The sequence below is a fragment of the Actinocorallia herbida genome (genome assembly GCF_003751225.1).
In the GTDB taxonomy this organism is placed as follows: domain Bacteria; phylum Actinomycetota; class Actinomycetes; order Streptosporangiales; family Streptosporangiaceae; genus Actinocorallia; species Actinocorallia herbida.
The window spans coordinates 5,493,390-5,518,444 of the sequence record NZ_RJKE01000001.1 but is presented as its reverse complement, the minus strand read 5'-3'; the positions used below and the strand labels follow the sequence as shown (position 1 = coordinate 5,518,444).

The window sequence follows — 25,055 nt, the reverse complement described above, 5'->3', positions numbered from 1 at the left end:
GGACGGATCAATGAAGCTCAAGAGCGCGGAGGCCCCCGCCCTCCGCAAGCCCCGGGCGCCGCGCGGGCGTGTGCTGCGGCACCTGATGACCGACCGGGCCGCGGCCGCCGCCGCGGCCTTCCTCCTGGTGCTCGCGCTCGTCGCGCTGTTCGCGCCGTGGATCGCCACGCACGATCCGGACCGCCAGAACCTGGCGCTGCAGTTGCAGGGACCGTCCGGCGACCACTGGCTGGGCACGGACAACTTCGGCCGGGACCTGTTCAGCCGCCTGGTCTCGTCGACCAGGGTGACGCTGCTCGCCGTGCTGGAGGCCCTGGTGCTGGCGTCGGTCCTGGGGGTCCCGCTCGGCCTGCTCGCGGGATACGCGGGCGGTGCGGTCGACGCCGTGCTGAGCCGGGTCTCGGACGCGATCCTCGCGCTGCCGCCGCTCATCCTGGCGATCGCCATCGTCGGCATCCTCGGCCCGGGACTGACCAACGCCATGCTCGCGCTCGGCATCGTGCTGGCGCCGCCCCAGTTCCGGCTGGCGCGCGGGGCGGCGCAGTCGGTCTCGTCGGAGACCTACATCGAGGCGTGCCGCTCGCTGGGCTGTTCCCCGTGGCGCATCCTCTGGCGGCATGTGCTGCCCAACGCCGGCTCGCCGCTGCTCGTCCAGATCAGCTTCGCGGCGGGCGTCATCGTGATCGCGGAGGCGAGCCTGAGCTTCCTGGGCCTGGGCGTCCAGGCTCCCCAGTCGAGCTGGGGCACGCTGCTGCGCGACGCGTTCGACCACATCTACGACTCGCCGTACTCGCTCGCGGCCCCGACCGTCATGGTCGCGCTGACGATCCTCTCCTTCTCCACCCTCGGCGACGCCCTGCGCGACGCGCTCGAAGGCCAGGGCGGCGGTCGTTCCAGGTCCGACCAGGAAAAATCTTAAAGAGATATATGATTTCGTTCAGTAAGCTACTAGTGTCCACCGCGACGGAGCCGACACCCCGCCCGATACGGGCGCTCTGGATAAGAGGACTCTCATGAGAAGAACAAGCGAGCGATTCGGCGGGATCGCCGCCGCCGCGGCGCTGCTGCTCTCGCTGGCCGCCTGCGGCGGCGGCACGGACGGCGGCTCCGCAGGGGACGGGACGGCCGACCCGAACGGCGTGCTGAACGTCGGCTACACGATCGCGGCGCCCCCGATGGACCCGCACAAGGCGCCCAGCGACGTCGCGCAGTTCAGCTACTCGTCCCTGGTCTACGACCGGCTGACCAGGATCGAGCCGGGCCTCAAGCTCGCGCCGATGCTCGCCGAATCGTGGGAGTTCGCCGCCGACGGCATGGCGGTCGACTTCAAGCTGCGCGCAGGGGTGACCTTCAGCGACGGCGCCGCCCTCGACGCGGCGGCGGTGAAGGCGAGCCTGGACCGGGCGTTCAAGGATCCGGAATCCACGGTCGCGCCCAAGTTCACCATGGTCGACTCGGTGGAGGCCGTCGACGCGTCCACGGTCAGGATCCGCACCAACCGCAAGGCGGCCGACCTGCCCTACCTGCTGGCCGGCACCGGGGCGTCGATCATCTCCCCGAAGGCGCTGCAGAACCCCGACCTCGACGTGAAGCCGGTCGGCTCGGGACCTTACGTGCTCACCGACCTGAAGCTCGGGGAGGCGGCGACCTTCCAGCGCAGGGACGGCTACTGGAACCCCGACGACGCCAAGGTCGAGACGATCAAGATCGTCGGCCTGACCGACGACAACGCGCGGCTCAACGCGCTGCGCTCGGGACAGGTCGACCTGATCGCCTCCAAGCTCGGCCAGGCGAACCTGACGTCCAAGCTCGGATCGGGCTTCGACTTCTACAGCTATCCGGCGGGTGCGACCTACGCCCTGCTCCTCAACACCGGCAACGAGCCGCTGGACGACCCCAAGGTCCGCCAGGCGCTCAACTACGCGGTGGACCGGCCCGCCATCAACGAAGGTCTGCTGAACGGCTACTGCGCGCCGGGCGTGCAGCCGCTCACCGCGGGGACCCGGGGCTACCTGAAGAACCCGGCGGCGCCCTACGGCCGTGATCTGGCGAAGGCCAAGCGGCTTCTCGCCGAGGCAGGGCACCCCGACGGCTTCGAGATGGACATCCTCATCGGCTCCGGCCTCCAGCCGCAGACCGAGATCACCACCGCGCTCCAGGCGCAGCTGGCCGAGGTCGGGGTCAAGGCCGACATCCGCGAGGTCGACCCCGGGCAGTTCGCGACGCTCTACAGCCAGGACGACTACGACAGCCTCATGACGACCCGGCTCGGCAGCGCGACGCCGATCTCGACGCTGTCGACGAACTTCCTGAACAAGCGCTACTTCCCCGGCCCCGTGCCGGCGGAACTGACCGAGAGCATCGCGGCGGCCTCCGACCCGACGGCGCCCGAGGCCGACGTCACCGCGGCACTGGAGAAGTTCTCGTCGGTCGCGAACGAGCAGGCGCTGGACGTCTTCATCTGCGACCTGCCGACCCAGATCGCCTACAACGACAAGGTCGTCGGCGCGAAGGACATGGGCGTCGCGTACTACACGGGCGTGCTCGACCTGCGGGCCGTCAGCGTGACGAAGGACTGACCCATCGGAGGGCGAGGCCGTCCGGGACCACCTGAGGAGCAAAGACGATGTCGACCACCGTCCCGTCGGACCGTCCGATCCGGCACTCGACCGGCGCGCCGGTCAACCTCCGGGATCTCGGCGGGCTCGCCCTCCGGGGAGGCGGCCTCACCCGCTCCGGGGTGCTGTACCGCGGGGACGCGCCGCTTCCCGGCGACGCGGTCCCCGCGGACCTGCCCGTCTGGCCTCCGGCGGCGCTCGTCGACCTGCGCGGAGACCGCGAGGTGGCCCGCGCCGGGCCGCCCTGGGGCGGGGCCGAGGTGGCCCACCTCCGGCATCCGGTGCACGCCGCGATGATGCCGGAGAACATCCGGGGGCGGGGCGACCTGGGGGAGATCTACTCCTTCATCGTCCGGTCGGTGCCCGAGCGGGTGGCCGGGGCGGTCGCGGCGGTGATGGGCCACGACGGCCCGGTCCTGGTCTGCTGCGCCGCGGGCAAGGACCGGACGGGGATCGTCACGGCGGCGCTGCTGCTCGCCGCCGGGGTGGCGGCGGACGCCGTGGTCGCCGACTACCGGGCGAGCGCCGCCAACATGCCCGCGCTGGAGCGTCGATGGCTCGCCAAGGGGCTGCGGACCGAGCGGAGCAGACCGCTGCCCTCGCACTGGGACCGCACGCCCGAGGACGCCATCGCGAGGGTCGTCGAGGTGTTCGAGTCGCACCCGGGAGGGGCGGGCGGCTGGCTCGTCCGGCACGGCGTCTCCGAGCGGCTCGTCGAGCGGTGGCGGGACCGGTTCGCGGGGTAGGCGCGGCGCTCACCGGAACGGCTGATCCCTTGACCATGTGATCGCGGTCATATTAGTATTCAATCTCATTAGTTAACTAATTGTTCTTTACGGTGCGGGTATGGCGGGGCCAACCGACCGACGGATCCAGGGAGCCGACATGGGCAAACTCGACGGCAGGGTCGCGGTGATCACCGGGGCGGCCCGAGGGCAGGGCCGCAGCCATGCGCTGGCGTTGGCGGCGGAGGGCGCGGACATCATCGCCCTCGACATCTGCGCGGACATCGAGACCAACGAGTACCCGCTCGCGACGCCGGCCGATCTCGAAGAGACGAAGAGCTCCGTCGAGAAGCACGGGCGCCGCTGCCACACCGCGCTCGCCGACGTGCGGGAGGCCTCGCAGCTGCGCGCGGCGATCGACGAGGGCGTGCGCGCATTCGGACGGCTGGACGTCGTCGTCGCCAACGCCGGCATCTGCCCGCTCGGCGGGGGCCTTCCGCCGCAGGCGTTCATCGACGCCGTGGACGTCGACCTGGTGGGCGTCATCAACACCGTGAGCGCCGCCTACCCCCACCTGGTCTCCGGCGCGTCGATCATCGCGACGGGCTCGGTGGCGGCGATGACCAAGGGCGCCACGGACAACCCGGCGCACGGTCCGGGCGGCGCGGGCTACTCCCACGCGAAGAAGGGCGTGGCGCGCTACATGCACGACCTGGCCCTGCAGTTGGCGCCGGTCTCGATCCGGGCGAACGCGATCCACCCGTGCAACTGCAACACCGACATGCTGCACAGCGCCCCGATGTACCGGGTCTTCCGACCCGACCTCGCGGAGCCCACGCGCGACGAGGCGGTGCAGGCGTTCTACCTCAACCAGAAGATGCCCGTCCCGTGGGTGGAGCCGGAGGACATCAGCAAGGCGGTCGTCTTCCTCGCCTCCGACGACGCCCAGTACGTCACCGGCCTGCAGATGACGATCGACGCGGGCGCGGCGATCCCGCACAAGCCGGCGCTCGCCGGTTCCTGATCCGCAGAACGAGAGGAAACGCGATGAAGGTCCTCATCGACCTGGCCAAATGCTCAGGGCATGCCCGGTGCTACGACAAGGATCCCGAGCTGTTCCAGATCGACGACATGGCGTACGCGCTCAGGGCCGAGTTCGAGGTGCCGCAGGGTGCGGAGGAGGCCGCGCGCAAGGCCTCCGCCGCCTGCCCGGAACGCGCCATCCGCCTGGAGTAGCGCAGGCGCCGCGCGTCGGGGGCGCGTAGACGGCGCTCGTTCCTCACCTCCCCACCTCACGCATGGAGCGAAACATGAGTCCCACTCAAGAGAACACCGCGGGCTGCCCCGTCCACACCTACTCGCCGCTGGAGCTCCGCCCCATGGGGGAGTGGACGCAGTTCTATGACGAGCTGCAGGCGGAGGCGCCGGTCATCAAGAACACCTTCGCGCAGGGCTATTACGTCCTCACCCGGCACGAGGACATCCTCGCCGCCTACCAGGACCACGAGACCTTCTCCACCGAGGCGGTCACGGTGCTGGAGCCGAACCCCACCTACAAGTGGATTCCGCACATGATCGGCGGCGACGAGCACCGCCAGTGGCGGCGCGAGCTCGGCCCGTTCTTCTCCCCCCGGGCCATCGAGAAGCTCGACGACAGCGTGCGCGCCACGGCCCGGGAGATCATCGACTCCATCGCGGCCGCCGGTTCCTGCGATCTGGTCGAGGACTTCGCCCTCCGATTCCCCACCGCGATCTTCCTCAAGCTGATGGGCCTTCCCGAGAAGGACGTCGACCAGTTCATGCGGTGGGAGGACGACCTCAACCACTCGCTCGGCGACCCGGAGGAGGTGACGCGGCGCCGTCTGGCGGCGATGCAGGCGGTGCGGGCGTACTTCCTCACGCTGATCGAGGACCGGCGGGTGAACCCCCAGGACGACCTGATCACGCAGGCCCTCGCGTTCGAGGTCGACGGCCGGCCGGTGACCGACGACGAACTCCAGTCGTACTGCCAGTTCATGTTCATGGCCGGACTCGACACCGTCGCCGCGGCCCTCGGCTACTTCTTCCACCACTTCGCCACCCATCAGGAGGACCGGCAGCGGATCGTCGACGACCCGGCGCTGATCCCCTCCGCGATCGAGGAACTGCTGCGGGCCACCGCGTTCGTCATCCCCTCCCGCAAGGTCACGAAGGACATCGAGGTGGCGGGCTGCCCCATCGCCGCGGGCTCCATGGTGCAGCTGCCCCTCAAGATGTCCAGCCGGGACGGGGCCGCGTTCGAGGACCCCACCGAGATCAGGCTCGACCGGACCCCGAACAACCATCTCGCCTTCGGCGCGGGACCCCACCGCTGCCTGGGCTCGCACCTCGCCCGGCGCGAACTGCGGATCGCGTTGGAGGAGTGGCACAAGACGATCCCCGAATACCGTCTCGGGGAGGGCGCGGAGATCGTCGAGTTCGGCCGCAGCTCCGGGCTCAACACCGTCCCGCTGGTCTGGGACGCCCAGCGGGCCTGAGCGGTCCACCGCGCAGGAGAGAACCCGGGTGCCGCACGCGGCACCCGGGTTCGGTCGTCTCAGCGGGCACTCCAGATGATGCTCTTGGAGAGCAGGAACTCGTCGAGGCCGTACTCGCCGCGCTCCAGGCCGAGGCCGCTCTGCTTGTAGCCGCCGAACGCGGTGTGCGGGCTGGTGGGGTTCCCGCCGCCGTTGATGGAGACCGTGCCGGTGCGGAGGCGGGTGGCCAGGCGGTAGGCGTCGGCCGGGTCGGCCGACCAGACACCGCCGCCGAGCCCGAACTCGCTGTCGTTGGCCAGGCGGACCGCCTCGTCGTCGTCCTTGAAGGGGATGACGACGCCGACGGGGCCGAAGAACTCCTTCTGCGCGACGGTCATCCGGTTGCCGACGTCGACGAAGAGGGTCGGTTCCACGAAGAAGCCCCGGTCGAGCCCCGCGGGCCGGCCGCCGCCGAAGGCGAGGCGGGCGCCCTCGTCGCGTCCGGACCGGATCAGGCCCTCGACCTTCGCCCGCTGCGCCGCGCTGATCAGGGGTCCCATCGTGGTCGCGGGGTCGGCCGGATCTCCGACGGTCACCTGATCGAGGGCTTCGGTCATCAGGCCGACGAGTTCCGCCGCCCGGGACTCGTGGACCAGGGTCCGCGTCAGCAGGGAGCAGCCCTGTCCGGCGTGCGTGGTCATGCCCACGATCGTGCTCCGCACCGCGCGCGTCAGGTCGGCGTCCTCGCGGATGATGTTGGCGGATTTGCCGCCCAGCTCCAGGACCACCTTCTTCAGGGTCGGCGCGGCCTGGGCGTAGACCAGCCTGCCGACGGTGTCGGAGCCGGTGAAGCTGACGATGTCCACGCCCGGGTGGCTCGTGAGGGCCTGCCCTGCCGCGGCGTCGCCGGTGACGATGTTGAGCACGCCGGGGGGCAGGCCGGCCTCGTCCGCGATCTCGCCGAGGACGAAGGCCTCAAGGGGAGTGGTCGGCGCCGGCTTGAGGACCACGGTGCATCCCGCGGCGAGCGCGGGCGCGAGCTTCAGGATGTTGAGGAACAGCGGGAAGTTGTAGGCCGAGATGAGCGCGGCGACGCCGTAGGGCTCGCGGCGGACCACGCCCTGGGAGATGGCCGGGCCGATCGTGGGCGGCATGGGCTTCTCGAACGGGAACTGGAGCATCACCCGCTCGGCCATGTCACGGAAATGGTGAAGGGGAACGGCGACCTGGAGCGTGTCGGCGAGCGCGCGGGTGGACCCGGCCTCCCGGACGGCGAGTTCCTTGAGCGCGTCGGCGCGCCGGTCCAGCGCGTCGGCGAACCGGAGCATCGCCGCGGAACGCTCCCGGACGCCGAGCCGGGGCCACGGTCCTTCGTCGAACGCCCGCCGCGCGGCGGCGACCGCCCGGTCCACGTCCGAGACGGTGGCCTCGGGAACGGAGCCGATGACCTCTTCGGTCGCCGGGTTCAGCACGGTGAGGACGGCGTCGCCGTCGCTCCGGCACCACTTTCCATCGATGTACAGGGGGTAGGTCAGCATGCCGAGATCCTTGTTCGATCAGAGAATGTCCCGGCGTGCTCGAACCCGATTCCGGGCAGGCCGAAATAGGCCGAGCGCACGGGAACGTTTCAAGGGGGCGGCTGAGGGCAGCCGAAAAGACCTTGCGCGTCACCTCTGGTGAGTGACGTGCTATTTAGGGCGATTTATGGCTATTTGGTCAGGAGAAAAGATCAACGACCGGCTTCGTCCTGAGATCATCCTTGAGGAGGTACTGGGCCGCGGCCTCCATGTGGGAGCGCCACAGCTCTTCGGCCCCCTCGGCGTCCTTTTCGGTGATCAGGCGGATGAACTTCCGGTAAGAGCGAATGGCGCGCTGGAAGCGCTCAGGGGTGTCGTGCTCCCCGTAGCCCGAGGCGATGCGGGTCCGGAGGTGGGTGGCGACGATGTCCTGGAGGACCGCCCCCTGCAGGGCGAGGGTCCTGTTGCCGCAGTTCTGCAGGATGAGCTCGTGGAAACGATAGGTCAGGCTGGACCAGACGTCGGGGTCGGGAACGAAGGTCTCCTGCGCGTCGACCTCGGCCTCCAGCGCCTCGACCACCCGCGAGAGGTCGGCGATGACCTCGTCGGTGCGGTTCTCGGCGAGGAGCCGGGCGCAGGCGGGCTCGGAGACCATCCGGGCCTGGTAGACGTCGTCGATCGTGGTGCCCTCCACCTGGAGGATCACGCCGATGTACCGGGCGGCGACCGAGATGTCGGGAGCCATGACCTGGGCTCCGCCGCGGCTGCCCCGGCGGACGTTGATGAGCGTCTCCGCCTCCAGGATGCGGAAGGCCTCACGAAGTGTCGGACGCGAGACGCCGAACTGCTCCATGAGCTGGATCTCTGGAGGAAGGGTCTTGCCCGGCTTGAGTTCGCCCCGGACGATCTGGCGACGAAGGTGAGTCGCGATCAGTTCAGCGGTCTTGGGCGCGCGAAGTACCGTACCGACCTGCCGGCCTGAGCCGCTCGTCACACTCATGATGGGCATCCTCGCTCGTCATTGTCTTCAATCATCAAACCTATCATGCTGTTTCCACCGGCAATTGTCGGTCAGCCGCCTCCCTTGGGTGTGAAACGCAACGCACCGTCGAGGCGGATGGTCTCACCGTTGAGGTAGACGTTCTCCGCGATGTGCTGCGCGAGTTGCGCGTATTCCTCGGCGCGCCCCATCCGCTTGGGGAATGGCACCGCCGCGCCCCAGTACGCGTCGAGCTGCACGGGGTCCGCGTCGCCGAAGGCGGGCGTGAGGAACGTGCCCGGGGCGATGGTGACCACCCGGATCCCGACGGGTGCGAGGTCTCGGGCGAGCGGCAGCGTCATGGCGGTGATCCCGCCCTTGGCGGCGGCGTACGCGGCCTGGCCGATGGTGCCGTCGAAGGCGGCGATCGAGGCCGTGTTGATGATGACGCCCCGCTCGCCGTGCTCCAGGGGCTCGGTGCGGGCCATCGCGGCGGCGGCCAGTCGGTCGATGTTGTAGGTGGCGCCCAGGAAGAGGTCGATCGGCTTGGTGAAGGACGCCTGAGGGGCCGGCCGGCTCTCCCGGTCCAGGGTCCGCGGGCCGCCGCGTCCGCCGTGCGCGACGACGGCGATGCGCAGCGGGCCGAGTCCGGCGGCGGTGTCGATCGCGGACCGGACGCTGTCCTCGTCGGTGACATCGGTCTGGACGAAGACCGCTCCGTCGCCGAGTTCGTCCGCGACGGTCTTGCCCTTGGCCTCGTCGAGGTCGCAGATGACGACCTTCGCGCCGGCGGCGTGCAGGCGCCGGACGGTCGCGCCGCCGAACCCGCCTCCGCCACCCGCGACGAGGGCCACCGCGTCTCTGATGTCCATGGCTCTTCTTCTTTCGCGATGAATCAGTGTGTAATCATCACTCTATCATTAGAGTTGAATGAGTTCACTATACGGATGTTAGGCTCCCTTCGGAGCGACATCAGGAGAGGGCCCGTGATGAGCATCGGCTTCACCGAGGACCACGAGCACCTGCGGGAACTCGTCCGCCGGTTCCTTCAGGCGCGGTCTCCGAGCCACGAGGTCCGGCGGCTGATCCGGGACGGGCTCGGCCGCGACGACGAGGTCTGGTTCCAGATGGCCGGGCAGCTCGGCCTCCAGGGGATCGCGATCCCGGAGGAGTACGGCGGATCCGGCTTCGGCCCGACGGAACTGGGGATCGTCCTGGAGGAGATGGGACGCGTCCTGCTGGTCGCGCCGTACTTCTCCACCGTCGCCCTCGCCGGGCAGACCCTGACCGCGTCGGACGACGAGGAGGCCAGGCGGCGCTGGCTCCCGGGCATCGCGGACGGTTCGCTCACCGCCACCCTCGCCGTCGCCGAGCACGGCGGAACCGGCGCCCGCACGGAGATCGCGACGATCGCGGAGCCGGCCGGGGACGGCTGGGCGCTGACCGGGACCAAGCTCTTCGTCCTCGACGGGCACACCGCCGACCTGCTGCTCGTCGTGGCACGGGCCGAGGACGGCATCGGCCTGTTCGGGGTCGAGGGCGACGCCGCCGGGGTCGTGCGCACCGAGCTCGAGTCGCTGGACCTGACCAGGGGCATGGCCGAGGTCGTCCTCGACGCGGCGCCGGCGATCCGCGTCGGCGGAGACCGGCCCTCCGGCGGATGGCTGCCGCGGGTCCGCGACCTCGTACTGGCGTCCCTGGCCGCGGAGCAGATCGGGGGAGCGGCGCGCTGCCTCGAACTCGCCGTCGAGTACGCCAAGGTCCGCGAGCAGTTCGGCAGGCCGATCGGCTCGTTCCAGGCGGTCAAGCACAAGTGCGCCGGCCTGCTGATCGAGATCGAGGCGGGCCGGTCGGCCGCCTACCACGCGGGCTTCGCCGTCGCCGAGCCCGGCGCCGAGGGCGCGGCGGCGGCGGCCCTGGCCAAGGCGTACTGCTCGGAGGTGTTCACGCATGCCGCCAAGGAGTGCATCCAGATCCACGGAGGCATCGGCTACACCTGGGAGCACGACGCCCACCTCTTCCTCCGGCGCGCGAAGTCGTCGGAGCTGCTGTTCGGCACCCCGGCGCGGCAGCGCGCCAGGTTCGCCGACCTGGTCGAGATCTGAGGACGGGACGATGACCCTTCAGGAACGCGCGAACCCCGCGCCCGCGGAGACCGGCGAGGAGTTCCGGACGAGGCTGCGCGCCTTCTTCACCGACCACCACCCGGGCCGGGCGCCGAAGGACCCCGCCGAGCGGTTCGCCTGGAACAGGCGCTGGCTGGCGACGATGTTCGACCACGGCTACGCCGGTCCGGGCTGGCCCCGCGAGTTCGGCGGGATGGAGCTGTCGTTCGCCCACCAGGTGATCTACCAGGAGGAACTCGCCCGCGCGCGGGTCCCGGGGCCGCTGGGCACCGGTCTGGGCATCGTCGCCCCGACGATCATCAAGTACGGCACCCGGGAGCAGCGGGACCGCTGGCTGGGCCCGATGCTGCGGGGCGACAAGGTCTGGGCGCAGGGGTACTCGGAGCCGGGCGCGGGCTCCGACCTGCCGTCCCTGCGGACCACGGCCCGCAGGGACGGCGACGAGTACGTCGTGAACGGCCAGAAGGTCTGGACGACGCACGCCGGCGACGCCGACCTGTTCTTCACCCTCGTCCGCACCGGGACCCCGCAGAGCAGGCAGAAGGGCATCACCTATCTCGTCGTCGACGCCCGCGCGCGGGGCGTGCAGGTCCGGCCGCTGCGCGACCTGACCGGCGGCCACGCCTTCGCCGAGGTCTACTTCGACGACGTGCGGGTGCCGGTGGCGGACCGGATCGGCGAGGAGAACGAGGGCTGGCCCCTCGTCCGCACGAGCCTGGGGCACGAACGTGCCGCGGGCGCCATGAACCAGGCGGCCCTGTACCGCAGGGTGCTGACGGAGCTGGAGGACCTCGCCCGCGAGCGCGGCCTGCTCGCCGACCCCCTGGTCCGCGCCCGGTTCACCGACCTGGAGATCCAGGTCCGCATCATCCGCTACAACGCGCAGCGGATCATCTCCGACATTCTCGCCAAGGGAGAGCCCGGAGCCGCCTCCTCCGTCTCCCGCCTGCTCATCAGCGCGTTCGAGCAGGAGATCCACGAGTTCGCGCTCGACCTGCTCGGCCCCGCTGCGCTGCTCGGCAAGTCGGCGGCGCAGTCGGTGCAGCGGTCGCGCTGGCTCCACGGGTTCCTGCGGACCCGCGCCTCGACGATCGGCGCGGGCACCCGGGAGATCCAGCTGAACACCATCGCCGAACAGGTGCTGGGCCTGCCGCACGACCCGGCGATGCCCCCGCGCTGACCGGCACCGAAGAGGAGAAGAAGAGCATGAAGTTCGAGTTCAGCCCTGAACTGGAGGCCTACCGGGCCGAGGTCCGGGCCTTCGTCGCCGAGCACTCGCCCGGCATCCGCCCGCACACCGGAGTGCGGGCACCCGAACCGGACCAGGTGCCGGCGATCCGGGCCTGGATCGCGCGGCTCTACGCGGCCGGCTACCTGGGGCAGAGCTGGCCGGTGGAGCACGGCGGACGTCCCGAAGCCCGCCCCGAGCACGGGTTCATCGTCGCCGAGGAACTCGCGCGCGCCCGCGCGTGGGGCGAGATCGGAGCGGGCGCCCTGGCTTCCGGAGCGCTCCTCGCGTTCGGCACGCCGGAGCAGAAGGCGCGCTTCCTTCCGCGGATCAGGTCCGGCGCCGACCTGTGGTGCCAGATGTTCAGCGAGCCGGAGGCGGGCAGCGACCTCGCCGCCCTGCGCACCAAGGCCCGGCTCGAAGGCGACCACTACGTGGTGGACGGCCAGAAGGTGTGGACGACCAACGGCCACCACGCCGACATGGGCTACCTGCTGGCGCGCACGAACCAGGACACCGCCAAGCAGGCGGGCATCACCGCCTTCGTCGTCGACATGCGCACGCCGGGCATCGACGTGCGGCCCCTGCGTGAGATCACCGGGACGAACGACTTCAACGAGGTCTTCCTGGAGAACGTGCGCATCCCCGCGGACCAGGTGATCGGCAAGGTCGACGACGGCTGGCGCGTCGCCAACGTCAGCCTCGGCCACGAGCGCAGCGGCGTCGGCGCGCGGGCGGTGGAGCTCTACGCCCAGCTCGACGACCTCGTGGAGCTGGCCCGGCGGACGACGGTCCGCGGGCGTCCCGCCCTGGAGGACGCCGCGACGAGGCAGCGCCTCGGGCGGCTCGCGACCCGGGTGCACGTCACGGACATGATGAGCAAGGCCGTCAAGTCGCGGATCGTGGGCGGCACGGAGGACGCCGCCGACGCGCCGCTGGCCAAGGTCTTCTACAGCGAGGTGAACCTGGCCGCCGCCGAGCTCGGCGTCGAACTCCAGGGCGTCGACGGCCTCGCGGTGGAAGGGGACCCGCACGCGTACGCGGACGGGTGGTGGCAGGACGCGTTCCTCTACTCCCGTGCGTACACGATCGCCGGAGGGGCGAACGAGGTGCTCAAGACCGTCGTCGCCGAGCGCGCCCTCGGACTTCCCCGGGACAAGCGATGACGGCGGTGGCGCGGGGCCCGCGAGGGTACGGCATGCCCTGGCGGGGCGCGGAAGTGGCGCGCGCCGCCGAGCAGGCGGGCATCAGCGCGTTCTGCAGCGGCGAGTTCGTCGACCACGAGGCGTACTCGATGCTGGCCGAGATGGCGATCTGCACGGAGCGGGCCGAGATAGGGCCGGGCATCGCCTACGCGTTCGCGCGCACCCCGTACGCGCACGCCGCGGGGATCCGCAGCGCCTGGCGGCACGCCGAGGGCCGGGTCTTCCTCGGCCTGGGCTCCGGCGCCTTCCGGATCAACCGCGACTGGTTCGGCGTGGAGGCGGACCGGCCGGTGGCGCGGATGTCCGACCTCGTCGGCGCGATCCGCGCCTGGCTGCACGCCGAGAACGGCGCTCCCGTCCGCTACGAGGGCGAGTTCTACCGGATCGACGCGACGGTGGGCGCGCCCGTCCTGGGCCGCATCGACGCGCCCGTCCTCCTCGCCGGGTTCAACAAGGGGATGGCGGCGGCAGCGGCCAGGGTCTCCGACGGCGTGATCGGCCACGGCCTGTTCACCCGGACCTGGTGGGACGACGTGGTCCGGCCCGCGCTGGAGAAGGGCGCCGCCGAAGCCGAGCACGACAGGGCGCCGCTGGAGCACGGCTGGGTGATCACCGCGATCGACGACGCGGACCCGGAACGGGCCGCCGAGGACGCCCGCCGGATGATCGCCTTCTACCTGACGGTGAAGACCTACGACCCGTACGTCGAGCACCACGGGTGGACGGCCCAGGTAGCAGAGATCCGCGAGGCGTTCGCCCGGCGGGACTTCGCCGCGATGGGCAGGGCCGTCACCGACGACATGCTCGACGCGGTCGCCGTTTACGGCTCGACCGCCGACGGACGTGCCGCACTCGCGCGCCGGGGGGACTCCCTGCCCCGCGACATCGCCTTTCTCGCGCCGCCCTCGTTCCTGGTGAGCGAGCGCCGCGGCCGGCGTTACGCGCAGGCGAGCCTCGCTCTGCTCGGCGACGGGACGGGGGAGCCCGCATGAGGTTCACCGTCGACTATCCCCTGCACACCGTCGGGTACGACCCGGCCCTCGTGGGCGCGCCCGGGATGACCCGGGTCGCCCGGACCGTCGAGGAACTCGGCTTCGACGCGCTCGCGTTCAGCGAGCATCCCGCCCCGCCCCACAAATGGGTCGAGACGGGCGGGCACGAGTCGCTCGACCAGACCTCGGCGCTGGCCTTCTGCGCCGCGGTGACCACGCGGGTGCGGCTGATGACCTATCTGCTCGTCCTGCCCTACCACCACCCGCTCCTCGCCGCGAAGGCGCTCAGCACGGTCGACCTCCTCTCGGACGGCCGGGTGACCGTCGTCGCCGGAACCGGCTACCTCCGCTCGGAGTTCCTCGCGCTGAACACCGACCTGGAGCGTCGCAACGAACTCTTCGACGAGGGCCTGGAGCTGATGCGCGCGGCGTGGTCCGGAGCCCCGTTCTCCCACGAAGGCGGCCACTTCAGCGCCCGGAACACCGCCTCCCTGCCCCTGCCGGCCCAGGCGGGCGGCCCGCCCGTCCTGATCGGCGGCAACAGCGCGCGAGCCCGCGCCCGCGCGGCCCTCAACCAGGGCTGGAGCCCCCTTCTCGTGAGCCCGGAGGCCGCAAAGGCCTCCCGGACCGCCGGAATCGGCACGATCGAGGAGCTCGCCGCGAGGATCGCGGAGGTACGGGAGAAGGCGGCCGCCCACCACGGCGACGGCTCGGCCCTCACGATCCAGGCGCACACCCCGCAGACCGGCTTCCTGCTACGCGGCGGCTCCGTGGAGGAGCATCGCGACCACCTCGGCCGCCTCACCGACGCGGGCGTCGACGCCTTCGTCGTCCGCCCACCCGGCGACACCGTGCAGCGCACGGTCGACGCCCTCCACACCTACGCCGAGGCTTTCCTCCCCTGACCGGCGCGCGACAAGAGACCGAAGGGAACCGCCGATGGGATCCATCCACAGATCCGCCCACCTCGACGTCACGGCCGACGAGGCCTGGGACTTCCTGGACCGCTACACGCGGTCGGAGGTACACGTGTTCTCCATGTGCCGCGCCGAGCGGCAGGAGGGCGAGTACCGCGTAGTCACCCTGCACGACGGCACGGAGCTATGGGAGCGAAACGTGACCGTCGATCCAGAGCGCCGCCGCGCGACCTACACAGTCCCGGGCCTCAACGGCGCGGAACACCACCACGCGGAGATGCGCATCGAGGCCGAAGCAAACGGCCGAACCCGCCTCATATGGGTCACCGACCTCCTCCCCGACCACCTAGCCGAAGACCGCGCCGACACCTACGACACCCTCTTCGCCGAACTCGTGACCGCCATCAACACCTTCGCTCCGGGCACCCGACGCTAGCCCATGCGGCCGGTGTGTCGGCGACGACGGCAGAAGCGCACCGCAGCAGGATGCCTCAGATCAGGGGATTCGACGGAAAGTGAGCGTGTCGCCGGTGCGGACGCCGAGCATGTTCAGCTTCACCTTGGTGACGAGGCGCTGCTTCGTGCAGGTGTAGCGGGATCCGTCGGGGACGAGGTACTCGCGAACCCCTTTGCGGAGTTCACCGGCGAGTGGGGTGGTGTCACCGTCGGACGTCGAAGTGGCGTTCCCACGTGCGGACGTGTCCTTGAAGGACAGGAGCTTCGCCGTCGAGGACACCCCGATCTGAAGCTTGCCCCGGTACACGACCTTCCAAGAGGTCGGTCCCGTAGCGGCGAAGGTTCCGTGGAACATGAGCGGCTTGGATCCGGTGAACGTGAAGAAGGCCTTCTTCTTGCCGATGGTCAACCGGACGCCCGATGCGCCGGACCGGTCGATACGGTCACCGTCGTCGGAACGGTAATAGCCCTTGACGGAGACCAATCGCCACTTGCCCACCACACAGCCGGTGGCCTCCCGCGCTTCGGCGGGGATCGCCGGGACGACCGTTGCGAGGAGCACGCCCAGGGCGAACGCGCGCCGTACGAATACGGGGGCCATCGGGTCTCCAGGGGCTAGAGGTGGATGAGGGCTACCGCCGAGCTTCGCACGGTCGGATGCCACGGTGCATAACGATCAGAAGCGGGCGGCTATTGACGACGGCCTGTTCGTGGAGTGGTGGTGGGGCCTCCAGCGCGTGTGGGGTCTCGGGAAGGCTGGAAGAGATAGAGGCTAATTAGGTATATGAATTCCCTCAGTAACCCGCAATGATGTGAGGTGTGACACAGCCGTGCGGTGCGGCTGTGCTGAGAGAGGACTGTGCCTTGGGTATCCGGAAGAGACGGTTCGGTGCGGTGGCGGTCGCGCTGAGCCTGCTGGTGTCGGCCTGCGGGGGAGGCGGCACCGCCGCGCCGCGGACCGGGGAGGTCGACCGGTCGGCCGAACTGAGGGTCGGCATCAACGTGCCGGCGCTGCCGATCGACCCGCACAAGGGCGGCAGCGACGTCGCGCAGTTCACCTACGCGTCGCTGGTCTACGACCGGCTCACCAAGATCGACCCCGGGCTGGAGCTCGAACCGATGCTCGCCACCTCGTGGACGTTCGCCGAGGACGGCCTGTCCATCGACTTCCGGCTCCGCGAAGGGGTGACGTTCTCCGACGGCGCCGCCCTGGACGCGGCGGCCGTGAAGGCGAGCCTCGACCGTGCGGCGTTCGATCCGGAGTCGACCGTCGCGCACCGGTTCGTCTCGATGGAGTCGGTCGAGGTCACCGGGCCGCTCGCGGTCCGGATCCACACCAAGCGCAAGGCCGCGGAACTCCCCTACCTGCTCGCCGGCACGGCGGCCTCGATCGTCTCGCCCAAGGCGCTCGGCAACGCCGATCTCGACGTGCGCCCCGTCGGCTCGGGCCCCTACGAGCTGACCGAGCTGAAGCTCGGCGAGCTGGCCGTCTTCCAGCGCCGCGACGGCTACTGGAACCCCGAGGACGGCCGAGCGAAGACGCTCAGGCTCCTCGCCATGACGGACGACAACGCCCGTCTCAACGCCCTCCGCTCAGGCCAGATCGACCTCGCCTTCGACCACGTGGGCATGGCCGCGAAGGCCGACGCCCTGGGCGAGGGCTTCAAGACCTTCGCCTATCCCCCCGGCAGCTCCTTCGCCCTTTTCCTCAACGGGAGCAAGCCCCCGCTCGACGACGTCAAGGTGCGCCAGGCGCTCAACTACGCCATCGACCGCGAGGCGATCAACAAGTCCCTGCTCGGCGGCTACTGCAAGACCAACGTCCAGCCCCTGCCCGAGGGCGTCCCCGGCCACCTCGCGACCCCGCCCGTCGACTACGCCTACGACCCGGCCAAGGCCAAGGCGCTCCTCGCCGAGGCGGGTCACGCCGACGGCTTCTCCATCGACCTGCTGTTCGGGTCAGGCCTGTCCCCGGAGAGCTCGATCGCGACCGCCCTCCAGGCCCAGCTCGCCGAGGTCGGGGTGAAGGTCACGATCGACCCGCAGGACATCTCCCAGATCGCCGCGCTCTACACCAAGAACGGATACGACAGCTACCTGCAGTACCGCCTCGCGAACGCGACGCCGATCGTCACGCTGTCGTCGAACTACCTGAGCCCGCGCCTGTACCCCGGCAAGGTCCCCGCCGAGTTCGCCGAGAGCCTTGAGGCGGCCTCCGACCCCAACGCGACCGAAGCGGACGTCACCGCGTCCCTGGAGAAGGCCTCGGCCGTCGCGAACAGCGAAGCCTTCGACCTCTACCTGTGCCAGCCGCCGACCATGATGATGTTCAGCGACGCCGTAGTGGGCGCCGACGAAATGGGCGCCTCCTACTACACCGGCACCTTCGACCTCCGCAAGGTAGGCCTCCTGGGCTGACCCCAAGAACGGCTCCCGCCCAGGACGCCCCCTGGGCGGGAAGCCCAATCGCGCACCCGGAAACGCTCACCGAATCCGTGCGCCCCGCCCCTCGATCCATATCCGACGGCCCCCGAACCGCTGAGTATCCATACTGCACGGGTTCCGCCGCGTCGGTGATGAGATCGGGTGTTTCACCACCGGGTTCGACCCGTACTAGAAGGTCCAGCAGCCGCTTCCGCCGATGCTGGCGCCTGGGATGAGGAAGATCCATTCGATGGGGATGAAGAGGTGGATGTCGCAGTAGGGGGCCCAGCCATGCAGATACGGCCCTTTATCGTCCCAGCCGATGTACGTGCCGCTCTTCACGGCGGTGATCGCGGTTTCCGGGGCGTTCAGCTTCCTGAGCTTGGCGATGATCTCGTTGCGCTCCGCCTCGGTGGGCTTCGCGGGCCCCCGGACCTGGGAAGTGCTCTTGCGCTCGGGCTCGGGCGCCGCTTGGGCCGGGGCGGCGTTCAGCGTCAGCACTCCGGTGAGGGCCAGCATGGCGGCGGCGGCGCCTACGCGGTGGTTTCTCATCCGCCGACTATGCGCCGCATTCGCCATCGAATTCTTGTCAGTACCGGCATGAATCGCCTACCGAGAAACTGCGTGGTTCTTGACATTCGACAGGAAATGTACATCGGGGATGTGCTGGAAGGCGGGGGATGGCGTGACCGGCGAGGCCCGTCTGTTCTCGGGAGCCTTGCCGTAGTGGGTCGCGATATCTCGGCTATTCGCGTGAGTCCCCGTGGTTCCCCGGTCATCTTGCGACCGAAGCCTCGACCATGGTCACAGAACTCGCGGACGAACGCGATCCTTTCGTGTGGCGACGCGACGAGAACGGGGGCATATTCGGTGGCGCGGAAGGCGACGGCGTGCTCGGCGGCGAACGCCTCGACCGCGCCGGAGCTGTTTCCGGGTGCTGCTCCGCCCCGAGGGAGCCGGTGCGATCACGCGTGAAGTGCGCTGTGCTGACCCGCCCGCTTCAGAGGCGGAGTGTGGGAGGCCAGGATCGTTCCCGACCTCCACATGGGTGATGATCCGGGTGAGAGGCGAGCCGTTCGTCGAGGTCAGGCCGTCACACGTTCGGCGCGGCCTGCTGCTCGGCGACGATCTCGTAGACCTGGATGCGGGGGAGGGGGTCGCGGACGAGGGTGTCGGAGAAGTTCATGTCGCCTGCGGCGGCCTTCCGGATGCGGGCGACCACCTCCGCGGGGGTTCCCTCGATCTCGTAGTGGGCGATGTAGGGGTCACCGGGTTCGGCGGGGGCGTAGCGGCAGGCGGCGACGACGCCGTCGATGGCCAGGAGCTCCGGCAGGTGCACCTCGTCGTACCAGCGGTCGAACTCAGCCAGGATGTCCGGGTCGCGGCTCACGGGCTGGGCCTCGACGTGCAGGATGGTCTTCGTCATGGGTCCTCCTCGGTGGGGCATGGCGAGCAGCGGAACCGCGCTGCGATCCCGCTGCCCGCTGGATGGTGCGCCGCTGTCTAGTGCAGGCCGCCGTCGACGCGGATCAGCGCGCCCGTCGTGTAGCTGGACGCGGGGGAGGCCAGGTAGAGGGCCGTGGAAACGACCTCCTCCGGGGATCCCGGGCGTCCTGCCGCGTTCTTCCACGTGCGCTGGCTCTCGTCGGGCCAGTGCTTGGCGATGTCGGTCAGGAAGGGACCGGCCGACAGGGTGTTCACGCGCACCTTCGGCGCGAACTCGCGGGCGAAGACCGAGGTGAGCGCGTTCAGGCCCGCCTTGGCTCCCGCGTACGGACCGAACCGCGGCGTCGGGAACAGGGCGCCGCTCGACGACACATTGATGATCGAGCCGCCGTCTCCGTCGAACATCCGCTGCCCGATGAGCGAGGCGAGCCGGAACGGGCCCTTGAAGTTGACCCCGATCACCTTGTCGAAGAGGTCCTCCGACGTCTCGGCCGAGGAGGGCGCGAGCGGGGACATGCCCGCGTTGTTGACCAGGATGTCCAGCTTCCCGAAGTGCGAGTACGCCTGCTCGACCAGCGCGTCGCACTCCTCCCAGCGCCCGACGTGGGCCGCCACGGGGAGCGCGCGCACGCCGAGCGCCTCGACCTCCTCGGCGAGCGCCTTGCAGTTGTCGAGCTTGCGGCTGGCGATCACCACGTCGGCGCCCGCGTGCGCGAAGCCGAGGACCATCTCGCGTCCCAGCCCGCGGCTTCCGCCGGTGACCAGCGCGACCTTGCCGGTGAGATCGAAGAGCTCCGCGGGGGTCTTGGCTGCGGTCACAGTCCGTACTCCTTGAGGACGGCGGCGTGGCGCTCGCGGGCCTGGGCCCGGCGGGTCGGCACGTGCTCGGTCGGGAAGAGGCCGGGCGCGGGCCGGTAGCCCTTCAGGATCTGCTTGGAGAGCGACGCCTTGTGCACCTCGGTCGGGCCGTCGGCCAGGGCGAGGTGGGGCACCGCCGCCCACCACTCGCCGAGCGGGGTCTCGTGGGTCACGCCCAGCGAGCCGTGCAGGTGCAGGGCCTTCTGGATGATGTCGTGCTGCAACTGGGCCGTCGCCACCTTGCACATCGCGATGTACGGGCGGGCCGCTCCGTGCGGCTCGTTGTCGATGACCCAGGCCGTGTGCAGGACGAGCAGCCGGAACTGCTGGAGCTGGATCGCCGACTCGGCGATGAACCCCTGGACGAACTGGTGCTCAGCGAGGGTCTTGCCCTGGGACCGGCGGGAGAGCGCGCGCTCGCACATCATGTCGAAGGCCCGCTGGGTCTTGCCCACGGTCCGCATCGCGTGGTGCACCCGGCCGCCGCCGAGACGGGCCTGGGCGACCTTGAAGCCCTCGCCCGGCTCGCCCAGCATCGCGTCGAGCGGCACCCGCACCTGGTTGTAGCGGATGTAGCCGTGGATGCCCTCGTCGAGCTCGTCGCGCTCGTTGATCGTGCCGACGTTGCGGAGGATCTCGACGCCGGGGGTGTCGGTCGGCACGACGAGCATCGACATGCGCTCGTGCGGCTTGGCGTCGGGGTCGGTCACCGCCATGACGATCAGGAAGGACGCGTAGCGGGCGTTCGAGGAGAACCACTTCTCGCCGTCGATGACCCACGCGTCGCCGTCCCGGTATGCCCGGCAGACGAACTCCTTCGGGTCGGCGCCGGCGTGCGGCTCCGTCATCGAGAAGGACGACACGATCGTGCCGTCGAGCAGGGGCTGGAGGTAGCGCTTCTTCTGCTCCTCGGTGCCGAACAGCGCGAGGATCTCGGCGTTGCCGGTGTCCGGGGCGGCGGTGCCGAAGACCGTCGGGGCCCAGTAGGACCTGCCGATGATCTCGTTCATCAACGCGAGCTTCACCTGGCCGAAGCCCGCGCCGCCGAGCTCCGGACCGAGGTGGCAGGCCCACAGGCCCTGCGCCTTCACCTGTTCCTGGAGCGGCTTGAGGATGGCCCGCGCGGCCTTGTTCTCGGTGTCGTACGGGTCCCCGCCGTGCGGGAAGAGGAGGTCGAGGGGCTCACACTCCTCGCGGACGAACCGCGCCATCCAGTCCAGCTTCTTCTGGAACTCCGGATCGGTCGAGAAATCCCACATGCGCAACTCCAGCGTCTTGAATCGTTTAACTAAATACTAGAAGATAGCTGATTGTCAGATCAAGGGCGCTGGAGCCGAGAGGGGTTGGGGCAGATGGCGGTCCGCCAGGTGGACGAGGTGTTGCTGGCCGAGCTGAGGGAGCGGGTGGCCGCGTCGGCACGCGGTTGGCGGCCCGGCGCGGAGGTCGCGGGCCTGCGCCCGCTGACCGGCGGCACGTCCAGCCTGACCTTCGTCGTCGACGTCGCGGAGGCCGGGCGCGACGACGCCTCCCTCGTGCTGAAGGTCGCGCCGCCCGGACTGGCGCCGGTCCGCAACCGGGACGTCCTCCGCCAGGCGCGGCTGCAGAAGGCGGTGCAGGGAAGGAGCCGGTCGCTGGCCCCCGACGTGCTCTTCGCCGACGCGGGGGCACCGCCCGAGGTCCCGCCGTTCATGGCGATGAACCTGGTCCCGGGAGAGTGCCTGGAGCCGGTGCTGCTCCCCGAGGAGCAGCGGCCCGCGCCCGCGACGGTGCGGGCGCGTTACCTCGACGCCGCCGGAGTCCTCGCCGACCTGCACCGGATCGACCCCCGGGACGTCGGCCTGGCGGACGAGCCGGTCGTCGGCCTCGCCGCGGAGATCGACCGGTGGACCCGCGCCTTCGCGACCCTGCCCGAAGAGCTGAGCGGCGACTACCTCGCCTGCGCGCAAGCCCTGCACGCGACGATGCCGGAGCCGCTGCATCCCGTGGTCAACCACGGGGACTTCCGGCTCGGCAACACACTGTGCGAGGGCGACCGGCTCAACACCGTCATCGACTGGGAGATCTGGTCGGTCGGCGACCCCCGCGTCGACGTGACGTGGATGGAGTACTTCACGGACGGCTCCGGGCATCCGGCGATCGCGCCGGGCGCACCCGCCGGGACGCCGTCGGGGCCCGAACTCGTCGGGGTCTACGAAGCGGCGATCGGCCGGAGCCTGCCGGACCTCGACTGGTTCCGCGCGCTCACCCGCTACAAGGAGGCCGGTCTCACGGGCCTCCTCCTCAAACGCGCCGACAAGGACGGCCGGCGCGTCACCGACGCCCTGGGCCGGATGCGCCCCGCGCTCCCGGCGCTGCTCAAGGAGACGCTGGACCTGGTCGGCCGCTGACCGCGCCGAGGTCCCACCCCGAAACCCACCCCGGAAGGAGCAACGATGTTCGAGGGCCACCTCTTCCAGAACGCCTACCTCACGAGGGACGTCGACAAGGCGGTCGCGGAGTTCACCGCGCGCGCCGACGTCCGCGCCATCAGGCAGGTCGAGATCCCCTACCAGGTGACCACCGCCGACGGCGTCAAGGACCAGGCCAACAAGCTCGCCTTCATCTGGGTCGGCGACCTCCAGTACGAGTTCGTCCAGCCGCTGGTCGACACCGTGGGGATCTACACCCCGCTGCTCCCCGCCGACGACGGGCTGAGCTTCCACCACACCTGCTCCCGCGTGCCGGACTGGGCGGACTTCCGCCGACGCGTGGACGCGCAGGACCTCCCGGTGGTGATGGAGGGAAAGGTCGAAGGCGCCCTCAACTTCCTCTACCTCGACGCCCGCGACACCATCGGCCACTACCTGGAGTACATCTGGATGACCGACGAACACTGGACGGCCACCGGCGGCCGCGGAGGCCCGCAGAACCGCGCCGCGCCGGCCCACGTGAACCGGCCCGCGCGGCGCGGGCCTGACTCAGAGGGCCGCACGTTCAGGGATGCGGCCTGGAGCCTGGTGCCACTCGTACGATCGGGGGGTGCGGACTCTTGTGCTGTGGGATGTCGATCACACGCTTGTCTCGATCAAGGGGCTTACCCGGGAGATCTACGGCGGGGTGCTGCTGTCGTTGACGGGGGTGGAGTTGGCGACGATGGCGGTGATGGGTGGCCGGACGGAGCGGGCGATCATCACAGATGTGCTGCGGGTGCATGGGCTGGAGGTGGATGCGGAGCTTGTGGAGGCGGTGGCGGAGGCTGTTTCGCGGGAGTACGTGGTGCGGAGCGCGGAGATTGCGGGCCGGGGGTTCGTGCGGGAGGGGGCGCGCGAGGTGCTGGGTGTGCTGGCGGGGCGGGGTGATGTGGTGCAGTCGTTGCTGACGGGGAACACCGAGGCGATCGCGCGGACGAAGCTGGGGGCGTTCGGGCTGGCGGAGTTCGTGGACTTCTCTGTGGGGGCTTATGGGATGGACGATCTGGATCGGCCGCCGTTGGTGAAGCTGGCGCGGGAGCGGGCGGCGGCGAAGTACGGGGAGATGTTCGACGAGGAGTCGACGGTTCTGATCGGCGACACCTTGGACGATGTGCGGGCCGGACGCGAGGGAGGAGCCCGGGTCGTGGGCGTGGCGACCGGCACCAGCACCGTTGATGAGCTGAAGAGGGCGGGCGCGGATCACGTGCTGGCTGATCTGTCCGATACCGCCACGACAGTGCGGGCCGTGCTTGATCTCAGCGGGCCATGAGGCGTTCGACGACTTTGCGCACGCCCGGGGAGTCATAGCCGTCCAGGGTGCGGAGGAGTTCGCGGAGGCGGCCATCGACGCGGGCTGAGCCGATGCGTCGGGTGATGGCGTGCGCCTGGTCGGCGAGCTCGGCGGCGTGCTCGGGCTCTCCCGAGCGGGCGTAGGCGGTGGCGAGGCGGATCTTGTAATGCGCGAGGTCTCGGACGTGATGGGGGTGCCGGGTCTCGATCAGGCGAATCGCCTCGGTGGTCGCGGTGATCGCGGATGCGGCGTCGCCCAGATCGAGGTGGCAGGCGCCTTGCTGTGCGGTCATCTCCAGGGTGCTGATGTAGCCGGCCCATTGCGGGGGCTCGCGGCTTGCTCCACGACTGTCCAGCGCGGTGGTGGCCTGGTCGAGGCGGCGCTTGCAGTCTTCGTCTTCGCCGAGCCGGGCGTGGGCGCGGGCGGCGCGGGTGTGCAGGATCGCGACGGCTTGTGGCTGGGCGTCGGCGGTGGCCAGGTCCGCTCCGGCTTTGGCGAGGGAGAGGGCTTTACGTGGATTGTCCTGATAGAAGGCGCTAAGGCTGAGGTAGCCCATGACGTGGGAGGCCAGGCTGAGGTCGTCTATCTCGTAGGCAGAGTAGAGAGCGGCACCGAGATAGCGGTTGGCGTCGCCGTGCCGGTTGGCGTCGACTGCCAGCCATCCGGCCATCTGGGAGAGTCCCGCGATGGAGCCGAAGAGCCTTCGCTCGGATGACAGGCCGATCGAACCGTGGTTGAAGACGCGGGTAGCGGCGGAGACGTGTTCGCCGACCGTCCGGCAGAGCGCGTTGCCGCCTTCGGCCGCTTCGCGCCGATAGAGGTCCGCAAGGAGCCGTTCGGCCTCGTCGACGGTAAGCCGCGCACGAGCGACGTCCCCTCCGACTGAGAACGGGGACTGCACCAGCAGCGGCACGTAGCCCGGCGCCGCGGCCTCCTGCGCGAACAGCAGGTCCTCGGGGATGCCGAACGCCACCGAGTAGGCGCGTTGCCATTCGGTTCCGGGACGGTGGTCGCCGGCCTCCCAACCGCGGATCATCCGGATCATGGACTCGACCGGCGGATAGACGGTTCCGGCAGCGCGGTGAAGCTCCCGAGCCAGCGCGCGCTGGGTCCAGCGGCGAGTGTTCCGTTCGGCGCGCAATCGATCCCCAGCTGAACCGCGCATCCATGCCCCCGATCACCGTGGTCTGGGCCGCCGACCGTTCTGCTGTGGACCTTGTCCTCCCAGTGTCCTCTAGCGGCCCACCCAGGAGCGGTCATCTACTGGAAGTGACCGAAAAGAAACTCACCGCGATGACCGCAACGGCCCCGGCCCGCTGTTCGAGCAG

At 70.1% G+C, this 25,055-nt stretch carries 24 protein-coding genes and 1 pseudogene; 16 read left to right on the top strand and 9 right to left on the bottom strand.

Annotation, left to right across the window (positions count from 1 at the left end; all coding sequences use genetic code 11):
• The first annotated feature begins 10 nt into the window (after window positions 1-10).
• The 6 genes from EDD29_RS25015 (at window position 11) to EDD29_RS24990 (ending at window position 5,859) form a co-directional block, all read left to right on the top strand.
• On the top strand, window positions 11-919 hold the full coding sequence (locus tag EDD29_RS25015) for an ABC transporter permease (RefSeq protein WP_123666753.1): 909 nt from the start codon (window positions 11-13) through the stop codon (window positions 917-919).
• Window positions 920-1,013: 94 nt separating this feature from the next.
• On the top strand, window positions 1,014-2,579 hold the full coding sequence (locus tag EDD29_RS25010) for an ABC transporter substrate-binding protein (protein WP_123666752.1): 1,566 nt from the start codon (window positions 1,014-1,016) through the stop codon (window positions 2,577-2,579).
• A gap of 47 nt (window positions 2,580-2,626) precedes the next feature.
• On the top strand, window positions 2,627-3,364 hold the full coding sequence (locus EDD29_RS25005; protein WP_123666751.1) for a tyrosine-protein phosphatase: 738 nt from the start codon (window positions 2,627-2,629) through the stop codon (window positions 3,362-3,364).
• Between the two features lie 139 nt (window positions 3,365-3,503).
• Window positions 3,504-4,367, top strand: coding sequence for a mycofactocin-coupled SDR family oxidoreductase (locus EDD29_RS25000; RefSeq protein ID WP_123666750.1), 864 nt, complete (start codon window positions 3,504-3,506; stop codon window positions 4,365-4,367).
• A gap of 23 nt (window positions 4,368-4,390) precedes the next feature.
• Entirely contained in the window at window positions 4,391-4,579 is a 189-nt protein-coding gene (locus EDD29_RS24995; protein WP_123666749.1) for a ferredoxin, read from the top strand.
• Window positions 4,580-4,653: 74 nt separating this feature from the next.
• Window positions 4,654-5,859 (top strand): cytochrome P450, encoded by a 1,206-nt coding sequence (locus EDD29_RS24990; protein WP_123666748.1) that lies wholly within the window; start codon window positions 4,654-4,656, stop codon window positions 5,857-5,859.
• 59 nt (window positions 5,860-5,918) lie between these two features.
• Here EDD29_RS24990 and EDD29_RS24985 read toward each other — a convergent pair whose 3' ends face one another.
• From EDD29_RS24985 to EDD29_RS24975, 3 genes are all read right to left on the bottom strand, one after another.
• The gene (locus EDD29_RS24985) at window positions 5,919-7,376 is read right to left on the bottom strand and encodes an aldehyde dehydrogenase family protein (protein ID WP_123666747.1); all 1,458 of its coding nucleotides are present in this window, start codon (window positions 7,374-7,376) and stop codon (window positions 5,919-5,921) included.
• A gap of 178 nt (window positions 7,377-7,554) precedes the next feature.
• Window positions 7,555-8,355, bottom strand: coding sequence for a FadR/GntR family transcriptional regulator (locus EDD29_RS24980; protein WP_123666746.1), 801 nt, complete (start codon window positions 8,353-8,355; stop codon window positions 7,555-7,557).
• A gap of 71 nt (window positions 8,356-8,426) precedes the next feature.
• On the bottom strand, window positions 8,427-9,206 hold the full coding sequence (locus tag EDD29_RS24975) for an SDR family NAD(P)-dependent oxidoreductase (protein WP_123666745.1): 780 nt from the start codon (window positions 9,204-9,206) through the stop codon (window positions 8,427-8,429).
• A gap of 117 nt (window positions 9,207-9,323) precedes the next feature.
• Between EDD29_RS24975 and EDD29_RS24970 the strand changes: the two genes are divergently transcribed.
• The 6 genes from EDD29_RS24970 to EDD29_RS24945 are packed head-to-tail and all read left to right on the top strand — an operon-like array spanning window position 9,324 to window position 15,238.
• Window positions 9,324-10,439: an acyl-CoA dehydrogenase family protein gene (locus tag EDD29_RS24970; RefSeq protein WP_123666744.1), complete on the top strand. Its 1,116-nt coding sequence runs from the start codon at window positions 9,324-9,326 to the stop codon at window positions 10,437-10,439.
• A gap of 10 nt (window positions 10,440-10,449) precedes the next feature.
• Window positions 10,450-11,640, top strand: a complete 1,191-nt coding sequence (locus EDD29_RS24965; protein ID WP_123666743.1) for an acyl-CoA dehydrogenase family protein — start codon at window positions 10,450-10,452, stop codon at window positions 11,638-11,640.
• 26 nt (window positions 11,641-11,666) lie between these two features.
• The gene (locus tag EDD29_RS24960; RefSeq protein WP_123666742.1) at window positions 11,667-12,854 is read left to right on the top strand and encodes an acyl-CoA dehydrogenase family protein; all 1,188 of its coding nucleotides are present in this window, start codon (window positions 11,667-11,669) and stop codon (window positions 12,852-12,854) included.
• Between the two features lie 32 nt (window positions 12,855-12,886).
• Entirely contained in the window at window positions 12,887-13,885 is a 999-nt protein-coding gene (locus EDD29_RS24955) for an LLM class flavin-dependent oxidoreductase (RefSeq protein ID WP_123666741.1), read from the top strand.
• The gene (locus tag EDD29_RS24950) at window positions 13,882-14,790 is read left to right on the top strand and encodes a TIGR03619 family F420-dependent LLM class oxidoreductase (RefSeq protein WP_123666740.1); all 909 of its coding nucleotides are present in this window, start codon (window positions 13,882-13,884) and stop codon (window positions 14,788-14,790) included. Before EDD29_RS24955 ends, EDD29_RS24950 begins: the two co-directional genes overlap by 4 nt.
• A gap of 34 nt (window positions 14,791-14,824) precedes the next feature.
• The gene (locus EDD29_RS24945) at window positions 14,825-15,238 is read left to right on the top strand and encodes an SRPBCC family protein (protein WP_123666739.1); all 414 of its coding nucleotides are present in this window, start codon (window positions 14,825-14,827) and stop codon (window positions 15,236-15,238) included.
• Between the two features lie 60 nt (window positions 15,239-15,298).
• On the opposite strand, the gene EDD29_RS24940 is transcribed toward EDD29_RS24945, so the two are convergent.
• The gene (locus EDD29_RS24940) at window positions 15,299-15,859 is read right to left on the bottom strand and encodes a hypothetical protein (protein WP_123666738.1); all 561 of its coding nucleotides are present in this window, start codon (window positions 15,857-15,859) and stop codon (window positions 15,299-15,301) included.
• Between the two features lie 263 nt (window positions 15,860-16,122).
• Here EDD29_RS24940 and EDD29_RS24935 point away from each other — a divergent pair, with 263 nt between their 5' ends.
• A complete protein-coding gene (locus EDD29_RS24935) occupies window positions 16,123-17,676 on the top strand; it encodes an ABC transporter substrate-binding protein (RefSeq protein ID WP_148086087.1) in 1,554 nt (517 codons plus the stop codon).
• Between the two features lie 195 nt (window positions 17,677-17,871).
• On the opposite strand, the gene EDD29_RS24930 is transcribed toward EDD29_RS24935, so the two are convergent.
• The 4 genes from EDD29_RS24930 to EDD29_RS24915 form a co-directional block, all read right to left on the bottom strand.
• Window positions 17,872-18,234, bottom strand: a complete 363-nt coding sequence (locus tag EDD29_RS24930) for a hypothetical protein (protein ID WP_148086086.1) — start codon at window positions 18,232-18,234, stop codon at window positions 17,872-17,874.
• A 541-nt stretch (window positions 18,235-18,775) separates the two neighbouring features.
• Window positions 18,776-19,108, bottom strand: coding sequence for a DUF4286 family protein (locus EDD29_RS24925; RefSeq protein WP_123666735.1), 333 nt, complete (start codon window positions 19,106-19,108; stop codon window positions 18,776-18,778).
• Between the two features lie 77 nt (window positions 19,109-19,185).
• Window positions 19,186-19,947 carry an SDR family NAD(P)-dependent oxidoreductase gene (locus EDD29_RS24920; protein ID WP_123666734.1) on the bottom strand — a complete coding sequence of 254 codons (762 nt, stop codon included), beginning with the start codon at window positions 19,945-19,947 and terminating at the stop codon, window positions 19,186-19,188.
• Window positions 19,944-21,245: an acyl-CoA dehydrogenase family protein gene (locus EDD29_RS24915; protein ID WP_123666733.1), complete on the bottom strand. Its 1,302-nt coding sequence runs from the start codon at window positions 21,243-21,245 to the stop codon at window positions 19,944-19,946. Before EDD29_RS24915 ends, EDD29_RS24920 begins: the two co-directional genes overlap by 4 nt.
• Window positions 21,246-21,338: 93 nt before the next feature.
• Between EDD29_RS24915 and EDD29_RS24910 the strand changes: the two genes are divergently transcribed.
• From EDD29_RS24910 to EDD29_RS47110, 3 genes and pseudogenes are all read left to right on the top strand, one after another.
• Window positions 21,339-22,373 carry a phosphotransferase family protein gene (locus EDD29_RS24910; protein ID WP_123666732.1) on the top strand — a complete coding sequence of 345 codons (1,035 nt, stop codon included), beginning with the start codon at window positions 21,339-21,341 and terminating at the stop codon, window positions 22,371-22,373.
• 45 nt (window positions 22,374-22,418) lie between these two features.
• A pseudogene (locus EDD29_RS48200) lies at window positions 22,419-22,772 on the top strand (VOC family protein); the annotation flags it as partial.
• A gap of 232 nt (window positions 22,773-23,004) precedes the next feature.
• Window positions 23,005-23,706: an HAD family hydrolase gene (locus EDD29_RS47110; protein ID WP_246052990.1), complete on the top strand. Its 702-nt coding sequence runs from the start codon at window positions 23,005-23,007 to the stop codon at window positions 23,704-23,706.
• Here the strand turns inward: EDD29_RS47110 and EDD29_RS24895 are convergent.
• The gene (locus tag EDD29_RS24895) at window positions 23,693-24,763 is read right to left on the bottom strand and encodes an NsdA family TPR-like regulatory protein (protein WP_148086085.1); all 1,071 of its coding nucleotides are present in this window, start codon (window positions 24,761-24,763) and stop codon (window positions 23,693-23,695) included. The two genes, EDD29_RS47110 and EDD29_RS24895, sit on opposite strands and share 14 nt — an antisense overlap.
• Window positions 24,764-25,055: the final 292 nt, after the last annotated feature.